Raw genomic sequence first — 15,527 nt, 5'->3', positions numbered from 1 at the left:
CGAGACATCGCGCCCGGCGGTGTTTCTCAACCCGGATGCTGTGTCTCGCCGCCGACCGACGTCACGCGCGCTCGAGAGCCTGTTCGATGAGGTCGGTGATGAGCGCCTCGTACGACAGGCCCGACGCGATCCAGCACTTGGGGAACATCGAGATCGGCGTGAAGCCCGGCATCGTGTTCAGCTCGTTGACGACCGGGCCGTCCTCACCGAGGAAGAAGTCGACGCGCGCGAGTCCGCGACCTTCGACGGCCGCGAAGGCCCGCAGCGCAGCATCCTGCACCGCCGCCGTCTCGGCATCGCTCATGGCCGCGGGGCAGACGACATCGACGCCGTCGCCGCCGAGGTACTTGCCCTCGAAGTCGTAGAACTCGCGGCTCGTGAGCACGATCTCGCCGGGGAGCGACACCCGCGGCTCGCCGCCCGCGCGGGCCCCGAGCACGCCCACCTCGATCTCGCGCCCGGCAATGCCCCGCTCCACCAGCACCTTGTCGTCCTCGGCGAAGGCGACGTCGAGCGCGCCGGCGAGCTCGCCGAGGTCGTGCACCTTCGACACCCCCACCGACGAGCCGGCGCGCGCGGGCTTCACGAACCAGGGGAAGGGGAGCTCGGCCGCGCGCTCCGCGATCGCCGCGACGTCACCGGTCCACTCCGCGCGTCGCACCGTGATCCACGGCGAGACCGCGATTCCCGAGTCGCGCAGCACGATCTTCATGAAGTGCTTGTCCATGCAGAGCGCGGAATCGAGCACCGCTCCCCCGGCGTAGGGAATGCCGAGGGTGTCGAAGAAGCCCTGGACGGTGCCGTCCTCGCCGTGCGTTCCGTGGAGGATCGGCAGAACGACATCGATCTCGCCCAGCTCTTCCTCCGTGCCGTCGGCACGGCGCACGACGAGCGTGCGCTCGCCGGCGTGCGGCCAGAAGACCCGGGTGCCGTTGTCGACGACCTCCGGCAGGGCGTGCGCATCGAGCGCGAATTTGTCAGGGTCGTCGTCCTCGAGCACGAACACCCCATCACGGGTGATGCCGACGGGGAACACGCGGTAGCGGTCGCGATCAATCGCCCGCAGCACCCCGCCCGCCGTGGCGGAGCTGATCGAGTGCTCGCTGGATCGACCGCCAAAGAGCACCGCTACCGCTGTCCGAACCATTCTGCGTCCTCTCGCCCTTCGGCGTATCGTCGTCGGTCGTCAAGTGTGGCGCGATGTCGCGCGGGTTCATGGTGCCGTCCAGCACGCGCTTGACCTGCGCGACGATCGGCATCTCCACCCCCGCCTTGCGGGCGAGTTCGAGCACGGGCGTCACCGATGACAGCCCCTCGGCGGTCTGCTGCATCTGCTTGACCACGTCCTGCAGGCTGTAGCCCTGACCCAGCAGGCGTCCGGCGGTGTTGTTCCGGCTCAGCGGCGACTGGCACGTCGCGATGAGGTCGCCCAGGCCCGCGAGCCCCTGGAGGGTCTCGGGCTGCGCACCCTGCGCCACCGCGAAGTCGGTCATCTCGACCAGCCCCCGCGTGATGATCGAGGCCTTCGTGTTCTCGCCGTATCCGACGCCGTCGACGATCCCGATTGCGACCGCGATGAGGTTCTTCAGCACGCCCCCGAACTCGGTGCCGATGACGTCGGTGTTCACGAACGAGCGGAAATAGCGGTTGCGAGCCCGCCGAGCGACGGCCTCGGCGGTCTCCCGGCTGATGGATGAGATGACGGCGGCCGTGGGCTGCTCGCGAGCGATCTCGAGGGCGAGGTTCGGGCCGGACGCCACGGCGATGCGCTCCGGGTCGCACTGCAGCTCCTGCGCGATCACTTCGCTCATCCGCAGACCGGTGCGCTTCTCGACGCCCTTCATCAGAGAGACGATCGGCACGTCGGTCGCCTCGACGAGCGGCCGGAGCGCCTTCAGATTCTCGCGCAGTGCCTGGCTCGGCACCGACAGGTAGATCTGAGTCGCCCCCTCGACGGCCTCCGCGAGGTGCACACTCGCCGACATCTCCCGGGGAAGGTTGATTCCCGAGAGGTACTGGCTGTTGCGCTTGGCCTCGGTGATCTCCTGGGCGATCTCGGCGCGACGCGCCCACATGGTCACGTGCGCCCCGCCATCGGCGAGGATCTTGCCGAAGGTCGTTCCCCAGCTCCCGGCTCCGACGACGGCGACGCGCGGCAGCGCAGCATCCGATCTACGACTCAAGGCGGCCCGTCTCGGTCTGGCCGTGAGCGGACGGGTTCCAGCGCTGCTCGGGCGGGGTTCCGCCCCGCAGCCGCGCCAGGAGTCCGGAGATCCGGTCCATCAGCACGTCGGTGGCCGCGACGAGCGTGGACGGGCGCGATACGTCGGCACCGTACTCGGACGGCAGGATCGGGTCGCCGAACACCACGCGCACGCGGCGACGCAGCGGCCAGAGCCTGATCTTGCCGTAGCGCGGCATGATCTCCTGCACACCCCAGTGCGCCATCGGCACGAGCGGGATGTCGCCGGCGATCGAGAGGCGGACGGCCCCGGTCTTCCCGCGCATCGGCCAGAGGTCGGGGTCGCGGGTGAGGGTTCCCTCGGGGTACACGATGACGCCGCGCCCGTGCTCGACGAGCTGCTCCGAGCCCCGGATCGTGTCGCGGGCCGCCGACGCCGACGAACTGCGTGACACCGGCACCATCCCGGTGGCGCGGAGAGCCGCCCCCAGGACGGGCACACGGAAGAGGCTCTCCTTCGCCATGAAGCTCGGAGCGCGGCCGAGCCGCCAGACCACGACGGCGACGATCAGCGGATCGAAGTTCGAGTAGTGGTTGGGGGCGAGCACGAACGCGCCCTCGCGCGGCAGCTTGTCGGCGTCGTCGATCTCGATCTTGGCGAAGATGCCCGTGAGGGGCACGACGACGGCCGCGAGCGGCCAGAAGACGCTCGGGCGGGACTTCTCGCGCGATGCCGCGCGACGACCGGACGCCACGGTTATCCGATGACGTCGAAGTCGGCGCCGAGCGTGTCAAGCTTGGCGAAGAGCTTCTCGTACCCGCGACGGAGGATGCCCACGTTGCGCACGACGGACTCGCCCTCGGCCGCGAGAGCGGCGATGAGGTAGCTGTAACCGCCCCGGAGGTCGGGAACGACGACGTCGGCACCCCGGAGCGGCGTGGGCCCGGTGATGACCGCGGCCTGCTCGAGCGCCCGCCGCGGAACCCGGCGCGCGGGATCGGCGATGCCGTTCGGATGCACGACGATGTCGGCACCCATCTGCACGAGGGCGCGGGTGAAGCCGAGCCGGTTCTCGTACACCGTTTCGTGGACGGTCGATACGCCGTTCGCCTGGGTCAGCGCGACGACGAGAGGCTGCTGCCAATCGGTCATGAATCCGGGGTGCACGTCGGTCTCGACCACGACCGGACGCAGTTCGCCTCCGCGGAAGAAGCGGATGCCGTCCTCGTGGATGTCGAACTCGCCGCCGACCTTGCGGAAGACGTTGAGGAACGTGAGCATCTCCTGCTGGCGGGCACCGCCGACGAAGATGTCGCCGTCGGTCGCGAGCGCGGCGGCGGCCCACGATGCGGCCTCGTTGCGGTCGAAGATGCACCGGTGGTCGTAGCCGCGGAGCTGATCGACGCCCTCGATGAGGATGACCCGGTTGGGCTCGTAGGAGATGATCGCGCCCATCTTCTGCAGCACGGCGATCAGGTCCATGATCTCGGGCTCGATGGCGGCGTTGCGCAGCTCGGTGACGCCCCTGGCCCGCACGGCCGTGAGGAGCACCTGCTCGGTCGCGCCCACGCTCGGGTACGGCAGCTCGATCTGGGCGCCGTGGAGGCCGTCGGGGGCCGTGATGCGGATGCCCTCGTACGTCTTGTCGACGACCGCTCCGAAGGCCCGCAGGGCGTCCATGTGGAAGTTGATGGGGCGATCGCCGATGCGGCAGCCACCGAGGTCGGGGATGAGTGCCTCGCCCAGGAGGTGCAGGAGCGGTCCGCAGAACAGAATCGGGATGCGGGATGCCCCGGCGTACGCGTCGATCTGTTCGAAGTTCGCCGACACGGCGCCGCTCGGATCGAACACGAGCTCGCCGGGGTTCTCACCGTCCGTGACGTGGACGCCGTGCACCTCGAGGAGCGAGCGGACGACGCCGACATCGCTGATGTCGGGAACGTCGCGCAGGATGCTCGTGGAGTTGCCGAGCAGCACCGCGACCATGGCCTTCGTCGCGAGGTTCTTCGCGCCCTTGACCTCCACGCGACCGGTGAGCGGCCTGCCGCCGCGGATGCGAAGCGTCTCGCCCTCTTCGGAAGAAGATGCCGGCGCGACCGCGCCCGTGACGACTGAACTCATTCGATGGACCTCACTTGTATGGACGAGGGGCGGAAGAACCGGCCCGGGTGGGGTCGATCTGGCTTACGGAACAGGAAGTGTTCGCGGCCGCCATGCCTCGCGACGAGCCTCGAACTGCGCGATCTTGTCTTCGTTGCGCAGGGTGAGCCCGATGTCGTCGAGCCCTTCGAGAAGCCGCCACCTAGTGTAATCGTCGATGTCGAAGGCGACCTGGAGGTCGCCGATGCTCGCGCGCCGCTCGCGCAGATCCACGGTCATCTCGACACCCGGCTGCGCGTCGACCGCGGCCCAGATCCGTTCGATATCGGCCTCGGTCACGGCGCCGGCCACGAGGCCCTGCTTGCCCGAATTGCCGCGGAAGATGTCGGCGAATCGCGAACTCAGCACGACGCGGAAGCCGTAATCGCGCAAAGCCCAGACGGCGTGCTCGCGACTGGAGCCGGTGCCGAAATCCGGACCGGCGACGAGGATCGAGGCACCGGAGAAGGCGGGCTGGTTGAGCACGAACTCCGGATCCTGCCGCCAGCTCGAGAAGAGGGCGTCCTCGAAACCGGTCTTCGTGACCCGCTTGAGGTAGACGGCGGGGATGATCTGGTCGGTGTCGACGGCCGAGCGCTTCAGCGGCGCGACGATTCCCGTGTGCGTGGTGAAAGCATCCATGTCAGACCTCCACCTCCGTTCCCTGGTTCTGCGTACTGGGCTCGTCGGAAAGCGGCGCGAGGTCGCTCGGGCTGGACAGCGTGCCGCGCACGGCCGTCGCCGCAGCGACCAGCGGCGACACGAGGTGCGTTCGCCCGCCCTTGCCCTGGCGCCCTTCGAAGTTGCGGTTCGACGTCGACGCGCAACGCTCGCCGGGTGCGAGCTGGTCGGGATTCATGCCCAGACACATCGAGCAGCCGGCGAACCGCCATTCGGCACCGAAGTCGATGAAGATCTTGTCGAGTCCCTCGGCCTCGGCCTCGAGACGAACCCGCGCGGAGCCCGGAACGACCATCACCCTGACGCCGTCGGCTTTCGTGCGGCCCTCGATCACCGATGCGAAGGCGCGGAGATCCTCGATGCGGCTGTTGGTGCAGGAGCCCATGAACACCGCGTCGACCGCGACCTCCTTCAGCGGCATGCCCGGAGTGAGGTCCATGTACTCGATCGCCCGCTCGGCCGCTGCTCGTTCGTTCGCGTCGGTGAACTGCGACGGGGTGGGCACGACGTCGCTGAGCGACACACCCTGCCCGGGGTTCGTGCCCCAGGTCACGAAGGGCTCGAGCTCGTTCGCGTCGAGGAACACCTCGGCATCGTAGACGGCGCCCTCGTCGCTCGGGAGCGTGCGCCAGTAGGCGACCGCGTCGTCCCAGTCCTGCCCCGTGGGCGCGTGATCGCGACCGCGTACGTACTCGAAGGTGATGTCGTCGGGCGCGACCATTCCGGCACGAGCGCCGGCCTCGATCGACATGTTGCACATCGTCATGCGCCCCTCCATCGAGAGGGCGCGGATCGCACTGCCGCGGAACTCGAGCACATAGCCCTGCCCGCCGTTCGTGCCGATCTTGGCGATGACCGCGAGGATGATGTCTTTCGCGGTGACTCCGGGCTTGAGGTCGCCCTCGACCGTGATGGCCATCGTCTTGAACGGCTTCAGCGGCAGCGTCTGGGTCGCGAGCACGTGCTCGACCTCGCTCGTGCCGATGCCGAAGGCCATCGCGCCGAAGGCACCGTGGGTCGACGTGTGGGAATCGCCGCAGACGACCGTCACTCCGGGCATGGTGAGACCGAGCTGCGGGCCGACGACGTGGACGATGCCCTGCTCGGCGTCTCCGAGCGAGTGGATGCGCACCCCGAACTCGGCGGCGTTGCGCCGCAGGGTCTCGATCTGCGTGCGACTCGTCAGATCGGCGATCGGCTTGTCGATGTCGAGCGTCGGGGTGTTGTGGTCCTCGGTCGCGATCGTCAGATCGAGGCGGCGAACCGGTCGACCCTCCGTGCGCAGACCGTCGAAGGCCTGCGGACTGGTGACCTCGTGGACCAGGTGGAGGTCGATGTAGATGAGATCGGGCTCGCCGTTCTCGCCTTTGACCACCAGATGGTCGTCCCAGACCTTCTCGGCCAGGGTGCGCGGACGATCGGGCACGACGATGTCGTCGAAGGATGCTGTGCTCATGAACTCTGTCGTTCTCCTCGGGTGGGGATTTCGGCCCGCGATGAACTCCGCGACGAGAGAGGCCTAGATGAACGAGGTCTCGCCGCGGCCGCTAAGAAGGAGACGAGCGATCCGCACGGCGCCAGGATACCACCGCCCATCGCCCGCCCGCGGAATCGACGTCGCGTCGACTCGCCATTCACAGGATGGACGATGTGTCAAGGTCTCTTCCCGAAACTCCCACCGCTTCTACAGTGAGGGACGCGTACGACGACACGACCGGTGTCCGCAGGTGACCACCACCAGCGCCGGTCAGCGCAGCTTCTCACCCGGGAGCCGCGCGTCGCTCGTATTCAGTGAAAGGACATCTCGCCATGGGCTTCCTCGGATTCCTCCTTCTCGGCCTCATCGCCGGCGCCATCGCCAAACTGATCCTCCCCGGCAAGCAGGGCGGCGGCTGGCTCGTCACGCTGCTGCTCGGCGTCGTGGGCGCGCTCCTCGGCGGATGGATCGGCAGCGCCATCTTCGGTGTCGGTGTCGACAGCTTCTTCGAGATCAGCAGCTGGCTGCTGGCCATCGGCGGTTCGATCATCGTTCTGCTGATCTACGGCCTCATCGTGGGTCGCCGCAAGGCCTGACCACTCGGTCGTCCGAAGGAGTCGTCCCCTCGGGGGCGGCTCCTTCGTGGTTTCCGCGTAACACGGCGCCCCAGACTTTCGCCCGGAGGCGGGACACGTGTCAGCCTGTTCCGATGACCAGGCAGGAGAGAGACGCATGACCGAGTCGACCGGATTCACCACGCGCCAGGTGCATGTCGCAGACGAGACGGTGTCGGCGGAGCCCCGCGCTCTCCCCATCTACCTGACGGCCGGTTTCCGGTTCAGCGATGTCGAGCACTCCGCCGACCACTTCGGCACGGGGGCCGGCTTCGGCTATTCGCGCACCGGCAACCCCACCGTCGATGCCGTCGAGCGCCGCCTGGCATCGCTCGAGGGCGGCGATCAGGCCATCCTCGTCGCCAGCGGGCAGGCCGCCGTCGTCGCGGCACTGCTGTCACTGCTCAGCGCCGGCGACCACCTCGTCGCCGCGACGCAGATCTACGAAGGCACCCGCGGCGCCATCATCCACAATCTCGAGCGCCTCGGCATCGAGACGACCTTCGTCGACGCCACCTCGCTCGACGACTGGCGCGCCGCGATCAAGCCGAATACGAAGGCGCTCTTCGCCGAGTCGCTCTCGAACGCCCGGAACGACGTTCTCGACGTCGCCGCGGTCTCGGCCATCGGAGACGAGCGCGGAGTCCCGCTGATCGTCGACAGCACCTTCACCACCCCCTATCTCCTCCGCCCGATCGAGCACGGCGCGGCCATCGTCGTCCACTCCGCGAGCAAGTTCCTCGCCGGCCAAGGCTCGGTTCTCGGAGGCGTGATCGTCGACGACGGGCGGTTCGATGCGGCGAAGTCGGGCCACCTCTACCCCCACCTGACCACGGCCGACCGCCTCGGCGGCCCGAGCTACGCCGAGAAGTACGGGCGGCGGGCTCGCGGCCAGTACATCCGCGAGAGCGTCGTGCCGCGTCTGGGCCCCACCCCCTCGCCACTCAACGCCTTCTTCATCGGACAGGGGATCGAGACGCTCAGCCTGCGGGTCGAACGCCAGAGCGCGAACGCCCTCGCAGTGGCCCGATGGCTCACGACCCGACCGGAGGTCGTCGGAGTGGACTACGTCGGGTTGCCGTCTCATCCGCATCACGCACTCGCCGAGCGCTACCTGCCCCGCGGAAGCGGATCGGTGTTCACCTTCACCCTCGCCGGGGGCAAGGAGGCGGCCAGCCACATCGCCGAGTCGGTCGAGATCATCACGCACATGACCCATCTCGGCGACGTGCGGTCGCTGATCCTGCACCCGGCCAGCACGAGCCACGCGGGTCGAACGGACGCCGAGCGAGCGGAGGCCGGCGTGTACCCCGGCACGCTCCGCGTCTCGATCGGTATCGAGGACATCGACGACCTGCTGCGCGACCTCGGCCGCGCGTTCGACAGTCTGCCGACCTCGGCCTCGCAGCGCGAGGTGGTCGTGCTGTGACGAAGCTGCAGCACTTCGGGTGGTTCCTTGCACGCGGCTTCGGACCGCACGGGTGGGGTCACCCCTACCTGGACTGGAACTACCGGTGGACGAGCCCCGACCTCTACCAGGAGTCCGCACGAGCGCTCGAGCAGGCCGGGTTCGATCTCGTCATCATCGAGGACGCTCCATCGCTGGGAAGCGCGGACACGATCGACCTCCGGGTGCGCCACGCGTTCGGAGGACCCAAACTCGACCCCCTGCTGCTGGCGCCGTACCTGTTCGCCGCGACGCGGCAGCTCGGCATCGCGCCCACGGTCAATCCGGCGGCCTACCTGCCGTACACCGCCGCCCGCCAGTTCGCGACGCTTCAACACCTCAGCGGGCATCGCCTCGGGCTGAACGTGGTCACCGACACCGGCAGCGCGCGCCATTTCAGCACCGCTCCCCAGCTCGGCCACGACGCCGCCTACGACCGCGCCGAGGAGTGGCTCGCCGGCATCCGCGATCTCTGGCGCAGCTGGGACGACGGCGCTCTGCTCGAGGACACCGCGACCGGCCGGTACGCCGACGGCTCACGGCTGCGCACCGTGCGCCACCGCGGGGAGCACTTCGGCTTCGACGGCCCGCTCAACGCCGTGCCCTTCACCGACGGCGAACCCTCGATCGTCTCCCCCGGCGGTTCCGGGCGCGGCTTGGCGTTCGCGGGCACCAACTCCGACGTGCAGCTCGCACTGGCCCCTCTCGACGAGGCCAGCATCACGGCCTACCGCGGGCGCATCCACGACGCGGCGCGAGCCGCCGGCCGCAATCCCGACGACATCAAGGTGCTGTTCGCGATCCAGCCCGTGATCGTCTCGTCGGCGGAGGAGGCCGACCGGCTGGTCGCAGCATCCGCTCATCCCGACGATGCCGCTCTGGCCTCGATCGCTCGGCGCCAGTCGAGCGACCTCGAGACCGACCTCACCGGCCTCGACCTCGACAGGCCCCTCGATGTCGGCATCTTCGGCGATCACGTCTCACAGGGCAGCATCCGCCGCCTCATCGGGGCGCACGACGCCTCCGCTCCCCTTCGTCAGGTGCTCACCGCGCACGCGCGGCTGGGGCGCCTGTCGGACGGGTCGGGTTTCGTCGGCACGGCCGCGGAGCTCGCCGACCGCATCGAGGAACTCGGCACCTGGGGCAACGACGGCGTGCTCCTCTGGGGCGACCTGCACCCGGTGACGGTGCACCGCATGCTCGACGAGCTCGTGCCGATCCTCCGCCGTCGAGGCATCCTCCGCTCGGAGTACACCGGCGGCGGTCTCGGATCTAACCTGGCGGCGTTCTAGCCCCTCGTAGACCGCGAGACCCTTTCCGCGCAGCGAGACCCCCGCATCATGTCGGAGTCTCGCCGGCGCGATCGGGTCTCGCGGTCAGCGGCGTTCGTCGGGTGCGGGCGGCTGCTCCACCGTGGCGGGTGTGCCCTTCTCGTCCGCGACCGCGGCGGCGGCATCGTCGGGGGTCTGCTGCGACTTCTCGCGCGAGGAGGCGATGAGGCTGGCGATCGTGGCGACGGCCATCGACAGCACGATCACCGCGAGCGAGACCCACGTCGAGATCTCGGGAGCCCACTCGATGTGCTCCCCTCCGTTGATGAACGGCAGCTCGTTCACGTGCATCGCGTGCAGCACGAGCTTCACACCGATGAAGGCCAGGATGAACGCGATCCCGTAGTGCAGGTAACGAAGCCGGTCGAGCAGGTCGCCGAGCAGGAAGTAGAGCTGGCGCAGACCCATGAGGGCGAAGATGTTCGCGGTGAAGACGATGAACGGGCTGGTCGTGATGCCGAAGATCGCGGGGATCGAGTCGATCGCGAACAGCAGGTCGGTCACGCCGATCGCGACGAACACGATGATCATCGGGGTGAACATCTTCTTGCCGTTCACGACCGTGCGCACCTTGGCGCCGTCGTAGTCGTCGCTGATGTTCACGGTTCGCCGGATGAGGCGGACGATGAAGTTCTCGCGCTTCGTGTCGTCGTCGTGCGCGTCGTCGCCGGGGAAGGCCTGACGGATCGCCGTGTACACGAGGAACGCGCCGAAGACGTAGAAGATCGGACTGAAGTTCTCGATGACGGTCGCGCCGACGAGGATGAACGCGCCGCGCAGCAGCAGCGCGATGATGATGCCGACCATCAGCACTTCCTGCTGGTACCGACGCGGCACCGAGAACTGCGACATGATCAGCACGAAGACGAACAGGTTGTCGATCGAGAGGCTGTACTCCGTCAACCACCCGGCGACGAACTGCCCCGCGAACTCGCCACCGGCGACGATCCACATGATGCCCGCGAAGATGAGGGCGAGCGTGACGTAGAACACCACCCAGAGGGTCGACTCCCGCGTCGACGGGATGTGCGGCCGTTTCAGGATGATCAGCAGGTCGGCGACGAGGATCAGCGTCAGCACGACGAGCGAGCCGATCTCGAAAGCGAGCGGGAGTTCCAGGTCCATGACGGCCTTTCGAAGCGGGGGGTGTGACGGAGGCCGAAAGCGTTGCCGGGCGAGTCTACCGCCGTGTCGAAATGGTCTGAGACGATCCCGCCCGAGGCGACACCTGTAGGTGAGAGACAATGCACCGAAGGCTGACGGATGCTTCGGGGACGGGATGCCGATGATCGACTCGATCGACGATGCCACGCTCATCGCGCGCGCCGCCGGCGGGTCGGAGGTGGCGTTCCGCACGCTCTACCGCGCCCACGTGCGCCCGGTCTACTGGATCGCGCACCGACTGCTCGGTAACGCGACCGACGCCGAGGACGTCACCCAGGAGACGTTCGTCGTCGCGTGGCGGAAGCTGCCCGCCCTGCGCCTCGAGGGGGCCTCGGCGCTGCCGTGGCTCGCGACGATCTGCCGCCTGCAGGCCTCCAACCGACTGCGTTCGAGAGCCCGGGACCGCGCCCGCACGACGGAGGTCCACGACGGCATCCCCGACACCGTGGACGTCGAGAAGCAGGTGATCGACGCGGCGACGGTCGAGGCCATCCTCCGCGAGGTGTCGACGCTCACCCCGCTCGACCGGGAGATCTTCCGGTTGTGCACGGAAGAGGGCTACGGCTATCAGGCGGCGGCCGACCACCTCGGGGTCGCTCACGGAGTGGTCCGCAACCGTCTCTCCCGCATCCGCACCCGGGTGCGCGGCGCTGTCACCGAGACGGAGAGCTCATGAACACCACTCCCCCCACCGAATCCGCGCTCCCCGATCTCCCCGACGAGCGTGTCGAGGAGATGGAGAAGCGCGTGTTCGCTCGTATCGGCGCCGAGCGGAAGACGCAGGTGGCCCGACGGACGGTTCGTCGCCGATGGTGGGCGGGCGGAGCGGCCGCCGCGGCCGTGGTCGTGCTCGCCGCCGTGATCGCGCCCTACATCTCGGTGGGCACCACGGCGACCAGCAGCGCAGGGTCGAGCGCTGCCGACGCGCCGGCCGTCGTCCCCGGGCGCGGCCTCCCGGGTAGCACCGAGGAGGGATGGGTATCGCTCGACGGGTCGACCGTCCCCGGGGCGCAGACGGGCTCGGGAGCCGCAGACGGCGCACGGGAGATCGCCACGACCGCCTCGGCGAACGTCGTCGTCGACGACGTTGCCGGCGCCGCCCGCGCCATCGGCGACGACGCCGAGGCACGGGGAGGCTACGTGGAGACGACGAGCATCGACTCCGCCGTCCCCACGCGCGAGACCTCCGGCGGTGCCTCCGACACGATGGTCGCTCCCTACCCGTACCCCGTGGACGGTGGGTGGATCAGCGTGCGCGTGCCGTCGGATCAGCTGACCGACGCCGTCGAGGCGCTCGATGCGCGCGGTGAGGTCACGTCGTCGAGCATCGCGCGGCAGGACGTCACCGACCAGGCGATCGACCTGCGGGCACGTGTCGCCGCATCCGAGGCCTCCGTCGCACGCCTCACGGAACTGATCGGTCAGGCACAGTCGGTCGCCGATCTCATCGCGGCCGAGTCGGCGCTCGCCGACCGCCAGGCCACGCTGAACTCCGACCGTCAACAGCTGGAGTCACTGGAGAATCAGGTGTCGCTCTCGACGCTGACGGTGCAACTGACCCCGGTCACGCCGACCGTCACAGCGGATCCCGCCGGCTTCGGCGACGGCATCGTCGCGGGGTGGAACGGACTCGTCGCCACCCTCAACGGCATCGTGGTGGCGATCGGATTCCTGCTGCCGTGGATCGCGGTCGTCGGAGTGATCGCGATCGTGGCGTGGGGCGTCACGAGACTCGTGCGCGGCGCGCGCGCGCGGAAGGGCGCAGCGGCACGACGGCCGAGCGAATGACCCGCTCGTCGTATCCGGCCCGAGCTCAGGCCGCCCAGCCGCACATCCCGCACTCGCCGGTCGCGGTGACCTCGACGAAGCAGTTCGGACAGGTCTCTCGCTGCTTCTCCACGATCGGCTCTCGACGCGCGGCGGGCGCTCGGCGTTCGCGGGTCGGTGCCGGACGCGAGCGACCCACCGTCTCGGTCACCGGAGCGGCGAACACCGGACGGTGGTCCGCGCAGTAGAAGCGGACGAACCCGCCGTGGTCGTTCGGGTGGCGGTGCTTCACGACCCACAGCTCGGTGCGTGGCTTCGGTTCGGCCGTGGAGCCGCACGTGAAGCACCGGGTCGGCTCGCCCGGGGCGACGTCTGCGACGATCATCGGCGTCTCGAACGGGATGCTGTCGCGCCAATCGGCTGAGGAGACGACTCTCATGGGGTGGCCCTTCGTTGCGAGATGCGCGTGCGGGTGAACGCGGGTCTCTCGTATCGAGGCTAGTCGACCCGCGCCGACGCGGGAGGCAGACCTGTCAACCCGGGCCTCGCGACGACGGAACGCTCGTAGCGTCGCTCCTATGAACGCAGACAACGGCACGCCCGAGACCGAGGGCCTCACCGATCCCGAATCGGTGCGCAAGGATCGCACGTACAGCCCGGCGAGCGAGAGCGAGACCGAGCAGAAGCAGGCCGAAACGATCTCCGACAACGTCGACTCCGACATCGATCCCGACCAGGTGGAGGTGGCCCCCGGCACCGGAGGCCCCGACGACGTCGGAGAGATCGAGGTCGACCCCGGTGACCTGAATCTGCCCTGGAAGGCCTGAAAACCGGCATGGGAGGATCGGAGCATGCCGCGCGCCGTCCAGCTGATCCGCTCCTCCGCCCTCTCCAACGTCGCGGAATACGCCTACGCGGCCACCGCCCCGAAGGATGCGCGCCTGATCTTCCTGGCCGGAGCGTGCCCGCTGGATGCTGACGGTGCGACCGTCGGACGCGGAGACGTCGCCGCCCAGGCCGAGGCGTGCGTGGGCACGCTGAAGCTCGCCCTGGATGCCGCCGGCGCCACGATGAACGACGTGATCACCACGCGCGTGCTGGTCGCCTCCACGAGACAGAGCGACCTGGTCGCGGCGTGGGAGGTCGTGCGCGACGCCTTCGGCGATCACGACGTTCCCAGCACCCTGCTCGGCGTCACCGTACTCGGGTACACCGACCAGCTCGTCGAGATCGAATCGGTCGCCGCCGTGCTCGATGAGATGGCCCCGGTGTGACGCGTTCGTTCTCGGTCGAGACGAGCTCGCAGCATCCTGTCGAGGCCCTGTTCGACCTGTCGCTCGACATCGACGCGCACGTGGGCTCCATGCGGCGATCGGCGGAGTCCGCCGTCGAGGGCGTCACGCACGGGCGGATCGGGCTCGGCGAATCCGTGACCTGGCGCGCGCGCCACTTCGGAATCTGGTTCCGCCTCACCACGAAGATCACGGCGCTCGAGAGACCTCGCCTGTTCGTGGACGAGCAGACGCGCGGCCCGTTCCGTATGTTCCGGCACGAACATACCTTTCACCAACACCCCGAGGGCGGGACCGTGATGGTGGACAGGATCACCCTCGCCTCCCCCGTGCTGGGTTTCGTCATCGACAGGGCGATCCTTGTGCCCTACCTGCGACGGTTGATCCAGCAGCGCAACGCCTTCCTTCTCGACACGCTCGACGCGCGGTCCGCCGATGACTGACCCCTCCGCGATCGTCTGGCGCACCGGCGACGCGGCGTTCCGCCGTTCCGAGGTGTCATCGGTGATCGGCACGGGCGAGGACGTGTGGGAGCGGGCCTCGGCAGACCTGCTCCAGTGGCGCGTCAAGACGCGGAGCGGCTTCGCCGTGAAAGGACCGACGCCGATCTCGGTCGGCGATCGTCCGGTGATCCACGTGCGCGTGCTGGGTGTCACGGTGATCGAGCCCGTAGAGGTGGTCGAGGTGGTGGCGGAGCACGATCGCGTCGCCTTCGCCTACCGCACCCTCCCCGGGCATCCCGTGCGCGGCGAGGAGGCGTTCATCGTCCACAGGGGCGACGACGATGTCGTCCGTATCACCGTGCGATCGCTCACCGCACCCTCCGACGTCGCGGGCTGGCGCGCGGTGCATCCCCTGCTCCGCCTGGCGCAACGCGTGGCTCGTCGCCGCTACCTTCGCGCGCTGTCCTGACACGGTCCGCACTCCAACGCGGCGCTCGTCAACCCCCGCGCCGGCACCGAGGGCCCCGGCGTAGGTTCGTGAACCCGACAGAGGAGACAACGATGACGACCAACTCCCTCCCGCCGATCGTGCCCGGCCCCGACGACGACACCGCGACGAACGCGACGAAAGAGGTCGACGGCGATGAAGTGCTCGACGCCGATGCGAACGACGATCTGATCGACAGCGCCGACGCCGACCGGCTCGCCGCCACAGACCCCGACGCCTGACGCGTCGACACCCGACAGGAGAAACGACACGATGACGGATACGACCCCCCAGCGCGATGCCGACGACGCCCACGCCGACGACGGCCCACCGACCGATGCACTCACCGACGAGGTGAAAGCCGACTCGGCGGAGAGCGTCGTCGCAGAGACGGAGGCCGGTGAGACGTCGGCCGAAGAGAACGGCGAATCGACGGCAAGCGTCGAGGAACCCACCGACTGAACGCCCCGACGGCCGTGGGCGCGGCGTGCGGATGCTGCGT

At 68.8% G+C, this 15,527-nt stretch carries 19 protein-coding genes; 11 read left to right on the top strand and 8 right to left on the bottom strand.

Going from position 1 to position 15,527, the window contains the following annotated elements; translation table 11 throughout:
* Window positions 1-61: 61 nt before the first annotated feature.
* From DEU34_RS05990 to leuC, 6 genes are all read right to left on the bottom strand, one after another.
* The gene (locus DEU34_RS05990; RefSeq protein ID WP_121149230.1) at window positions 62-1,147 is read right to left on the bottom strand and encodes a D-alanine--D-alanine ligase family protein; all 1,086 of its coding nucleotides are present in this window, start codon (window positions 1,145-1,147) and stop codon (window positions 62-64) included.
* A complete protein-coding gene (locus DEU34_RS05985) occupies window positions 1,053-2,183 on the bottom strand; it encodes an NAD(P)H-dependent glycerol-3-phosphate dehydrogenase (RefSeq protein WP_121149754.1) in 1,131 nt (376 codons plus the stop codon). Before DEU34_RS05985 ends, DEU34_RS05990 begins: the two co-directional genes overlap by 95 nt.
* Entirely contained in the window at window positions 2,173-2,943 is a 771-nt protein-coding gene (locus DEU34_RS05980; RefSeq protein ID WP_121149229.1) for a 1-acyl-sn-glycerol-3-phosphate acyltransferase, read from the bottom strand. Before DEU34_RS05980 ends, DEU34_RS05985 begins: the two co-directional genes overlap by 11 nt.
* The gene (murA, locus tag DEU34_RS05975) at window positions 2,940-4,304 is read right to left on the bottom strand and encodes a UDP-N-acetylglucosamine 1-carboxyvinyltransferase (RefSeq protein WP_121149228.1); all 1,365 of its coding nucleotides are present in this window, start codon (window positions 4,302-4,304) and stop codon (window positions 2,940-2,942) included. The genes DEU34_RS05980 and murA overlap by 4 nt, the downstream gene beginning before the upstream one ends.
* Window positions 4,305-4,367: 63 nt before the next feature.
* On the bottom strand, window positions 4,368-4,964 hold the full coding sequence (gene leuD / locus DEU34_RS05970) for a 3-isopropylmalate dehydratase small subunit (RefSeq protein WP_121149227.1): 597 nt from the start codon (window positions 4,962-4,964) through the stop codon (window positions 4,368-4,370).
* A 1-nt stretch (window position 4,965) separates the two neighbouring features.
* Window positions 4,966-6,459 carry a 3-isopropylmalate dehydratase large subunit gene (gene leuC / locus DEU34_RS05965; protein ID WP_121149226.1) on the bottom strand — a complete coding sequence of 498 codons (1,494 nt, stop codon included), beginning with the start codon at window positions 6,457-6,459 and terminating at the stop codon, window positions 4,966-4,968.
* 353 nt (window positions 6,460-6,812) lie between these two features.
* Between leuC and DEU34_RS05960 the strand changes: the two genes are divergently transcribed.
* The 3 genes from DEU34_RS05960 (at window position 6,813) to DEU34_RS05950 (ending at window position 9,833) form a co-directional block, all read left to right on the top strand.
* Window positions 6,813-7,076: a GlsB/YeaQ/YmgE family stress response membrane protein gene (locus tag DEU34_RS05960; RefSeq protein ID WP_121149225.1), complete on the top strand. Its 264-nt coding sequence runs from the start codon at window positions 6,813-6,815 to the stop codon at window positions 7,074-7,076.
* Between the two features lie 136 nt (window positions 7,077-7,212).
* A complete protein-coding gene (locus DEU34_RS05955; RefSeq protein WP_121149224.1) occupies window positions 7,213-8,523 on the top strand; it encodes an O-acetylhomoserine aminocarboxypropyltransferase/cysteine synthase family protein in 1,311 nt (436 codons plus the stop codon).
* The gene (locus DEU34_RS05950) at window positions 8,520-9,833 is read left to right on the top strand and encodes an LLM class flavin-dependent oxidoreductase (protein WP_121149223.1); all 1,314 of its coding nucleotides are present in this window, start codon (window positions 8,520-8,522) and stop codon (window positions 9,831-9,833) included. Before DEU34_RS05955 ends, DEU34_RS05950 begins: the two co-directional genes overlap by 4 nt.
* A gap of 84 nt (window positions 9,834-9,917) precedes the next feature.
* Here DEU34_RS05950 and DEU34_RS05945 read toward each other — a convergent pair whose 3' ends face one another.
* A complete protein-coding gene (locus tag DEU34_RS05945; protein WP_121149222.1) occupies window positions 9,918-10,997 on the bottom strand; it encodes a TerC family protein in 1,080 nt (359 codons plus the stop codon).
* Window positions 10,998-11,157: 160 nt separating this feature from the next.
* On the opposite strand from DEU34_RS05945, the gene DEU34_RS05940 reads away from it, so the two are divergent.
* Window positions 11,158-11,712: an RNA polymerase sigma factor gene (locus tag DEU34_RS05940; RefSeq protein ID WP_121149753.1), complete on the top strand. Its 555-nt coding sequence runs from the start codon at window positions 11,158-11,160 to the stop codon at window positions 11,710-11,712.
* Window positions 11,709-12,824, top strand: coding sequence for a DUF4349 domain-containing protein (locus DEU34_RS05935; RefSeq protein WP_121149221.1), 1,116 nt, complete (start codon window positions 11,709-11,711; stop codon window positions 12,822-12,824). The genes DEU34_RS05940 and DEU34_RS05935 overlap by 4 nt, the downstream gene beginning before the upstream one ends.
* Before the next feature lie 25 nt (window positions 12,825-12,849).
* Here DEU34_RS05935 and DEU34_RS05930 read toward each other — a convergent pair whose 3' ends face one another.
* Window positions 12,850-13,242, bottom strand: coding sequence for a glucose-6-phosphate dehydrogenase (locus tag DEU34_RS05930; RefSeq protein WP_121149220.1), 393 nt, complete (start codon window positions 13,240-13,242; stop codon window positions 12,850-12,852).
* A gap of 139 nt (window positions 13,243-13,381) precedes the next feature.
* Here DEU34_RS05930 and DEU34_RS05925 point away from each other — a divergent pair, with 139 nt between their 5' ends.
* From DEU34_RS05925 to DEU34_RS05905, 6 genes are all read left to right on the top strand, one after another.
* Window positions 13,382-13,630, top strand: coding sequence for a hypothetical protein (locus tag DEU34_RS05925; RefSeq protein WP_121149219.1), 249 nt, complete (start codon window positions 13,382-13,384; stop codon window positions 13,628-13,630).
* A 24-nt stretch (window positions 13,631-13,654) separates the two neighbouring features.
* On the top strand, window positions 13,655-14,077 hold the full coding sequence (locus DEU34_RS05920; RefSeq protein WP_121149218.1) for a RidA family protein: 423 nt from the start codon (window positions 13,655-13,657) through the stop codon (window positions 14,075-14,077).
* Window positions 14,074-14,538 (top strand): SRPBCC family protein, encoded by a 465-nt coding sequence (locus DEU34_RS05915; protein ID WP_121149217.1) that lies wholly within the window; start codon window positions 14,074-14,076, stop codon window positions 14,536-14,538. Before DEU34_RS05920 ends, DEU34_RS05915 begins: the two co-directional genes overlap by 4 nt.
* A complete protein-coding gene (locus DEU34_RS05910) occupies window positions 14,531-15,007 on the top strand; it encodes a DUF1990 family protein (RefSeq protein WP_121149216.1) in 477 nt (158 codons plus the stop codon). Before DEU34_RS05915 ends, DEU34_RS05910 begins: the two co-directional genes overlap by 8 nt.
* A gap of 92 nt (window positions 15,008-15,099) precedes the next feature.
* Window positions 15,100-15,267 carry a hypothetical protein gene (locus tag DEU34_RS16195; protein WP_183042370.1) on the top strand — a complete coding sequence of 56 codons (168 nt, stop codon included), beginning with the start codon at window positions 15,100-15,102 and terminating at the stop codon, window positions 15,265-15,267.
* 31 nt (window positions 15,268-15,298) lie between these two features.
* The gene (locus tag DEU34_RS05905; RefSeq protein ID WP_121149215.1) at window positions 15,299-15,487 is read left to right on the top strand and encodes a hypothetical protein; all 189 of its coding nucleotides are present in this window, start codon (window positions 15,299-15,301) and stop codon (window positions 15,485-15,487) included.
* Window positions 15,488-15,527 lie beyond the last annotated feature (40 nt).

Source organism: Microbacterium sp. AG1240 (assembly GCF_003635115.1).
Classification (GTDB): domain Bacteria; phylum Actinomycetota; class Actinomycetes; order Actinomycetales; family Microbacteriaceae; genus Microbacterium.
Note: the sequence above shows the minus strand (reverse complement) of the source record. Positions and strands in the feature narration are given on the sequence as shown.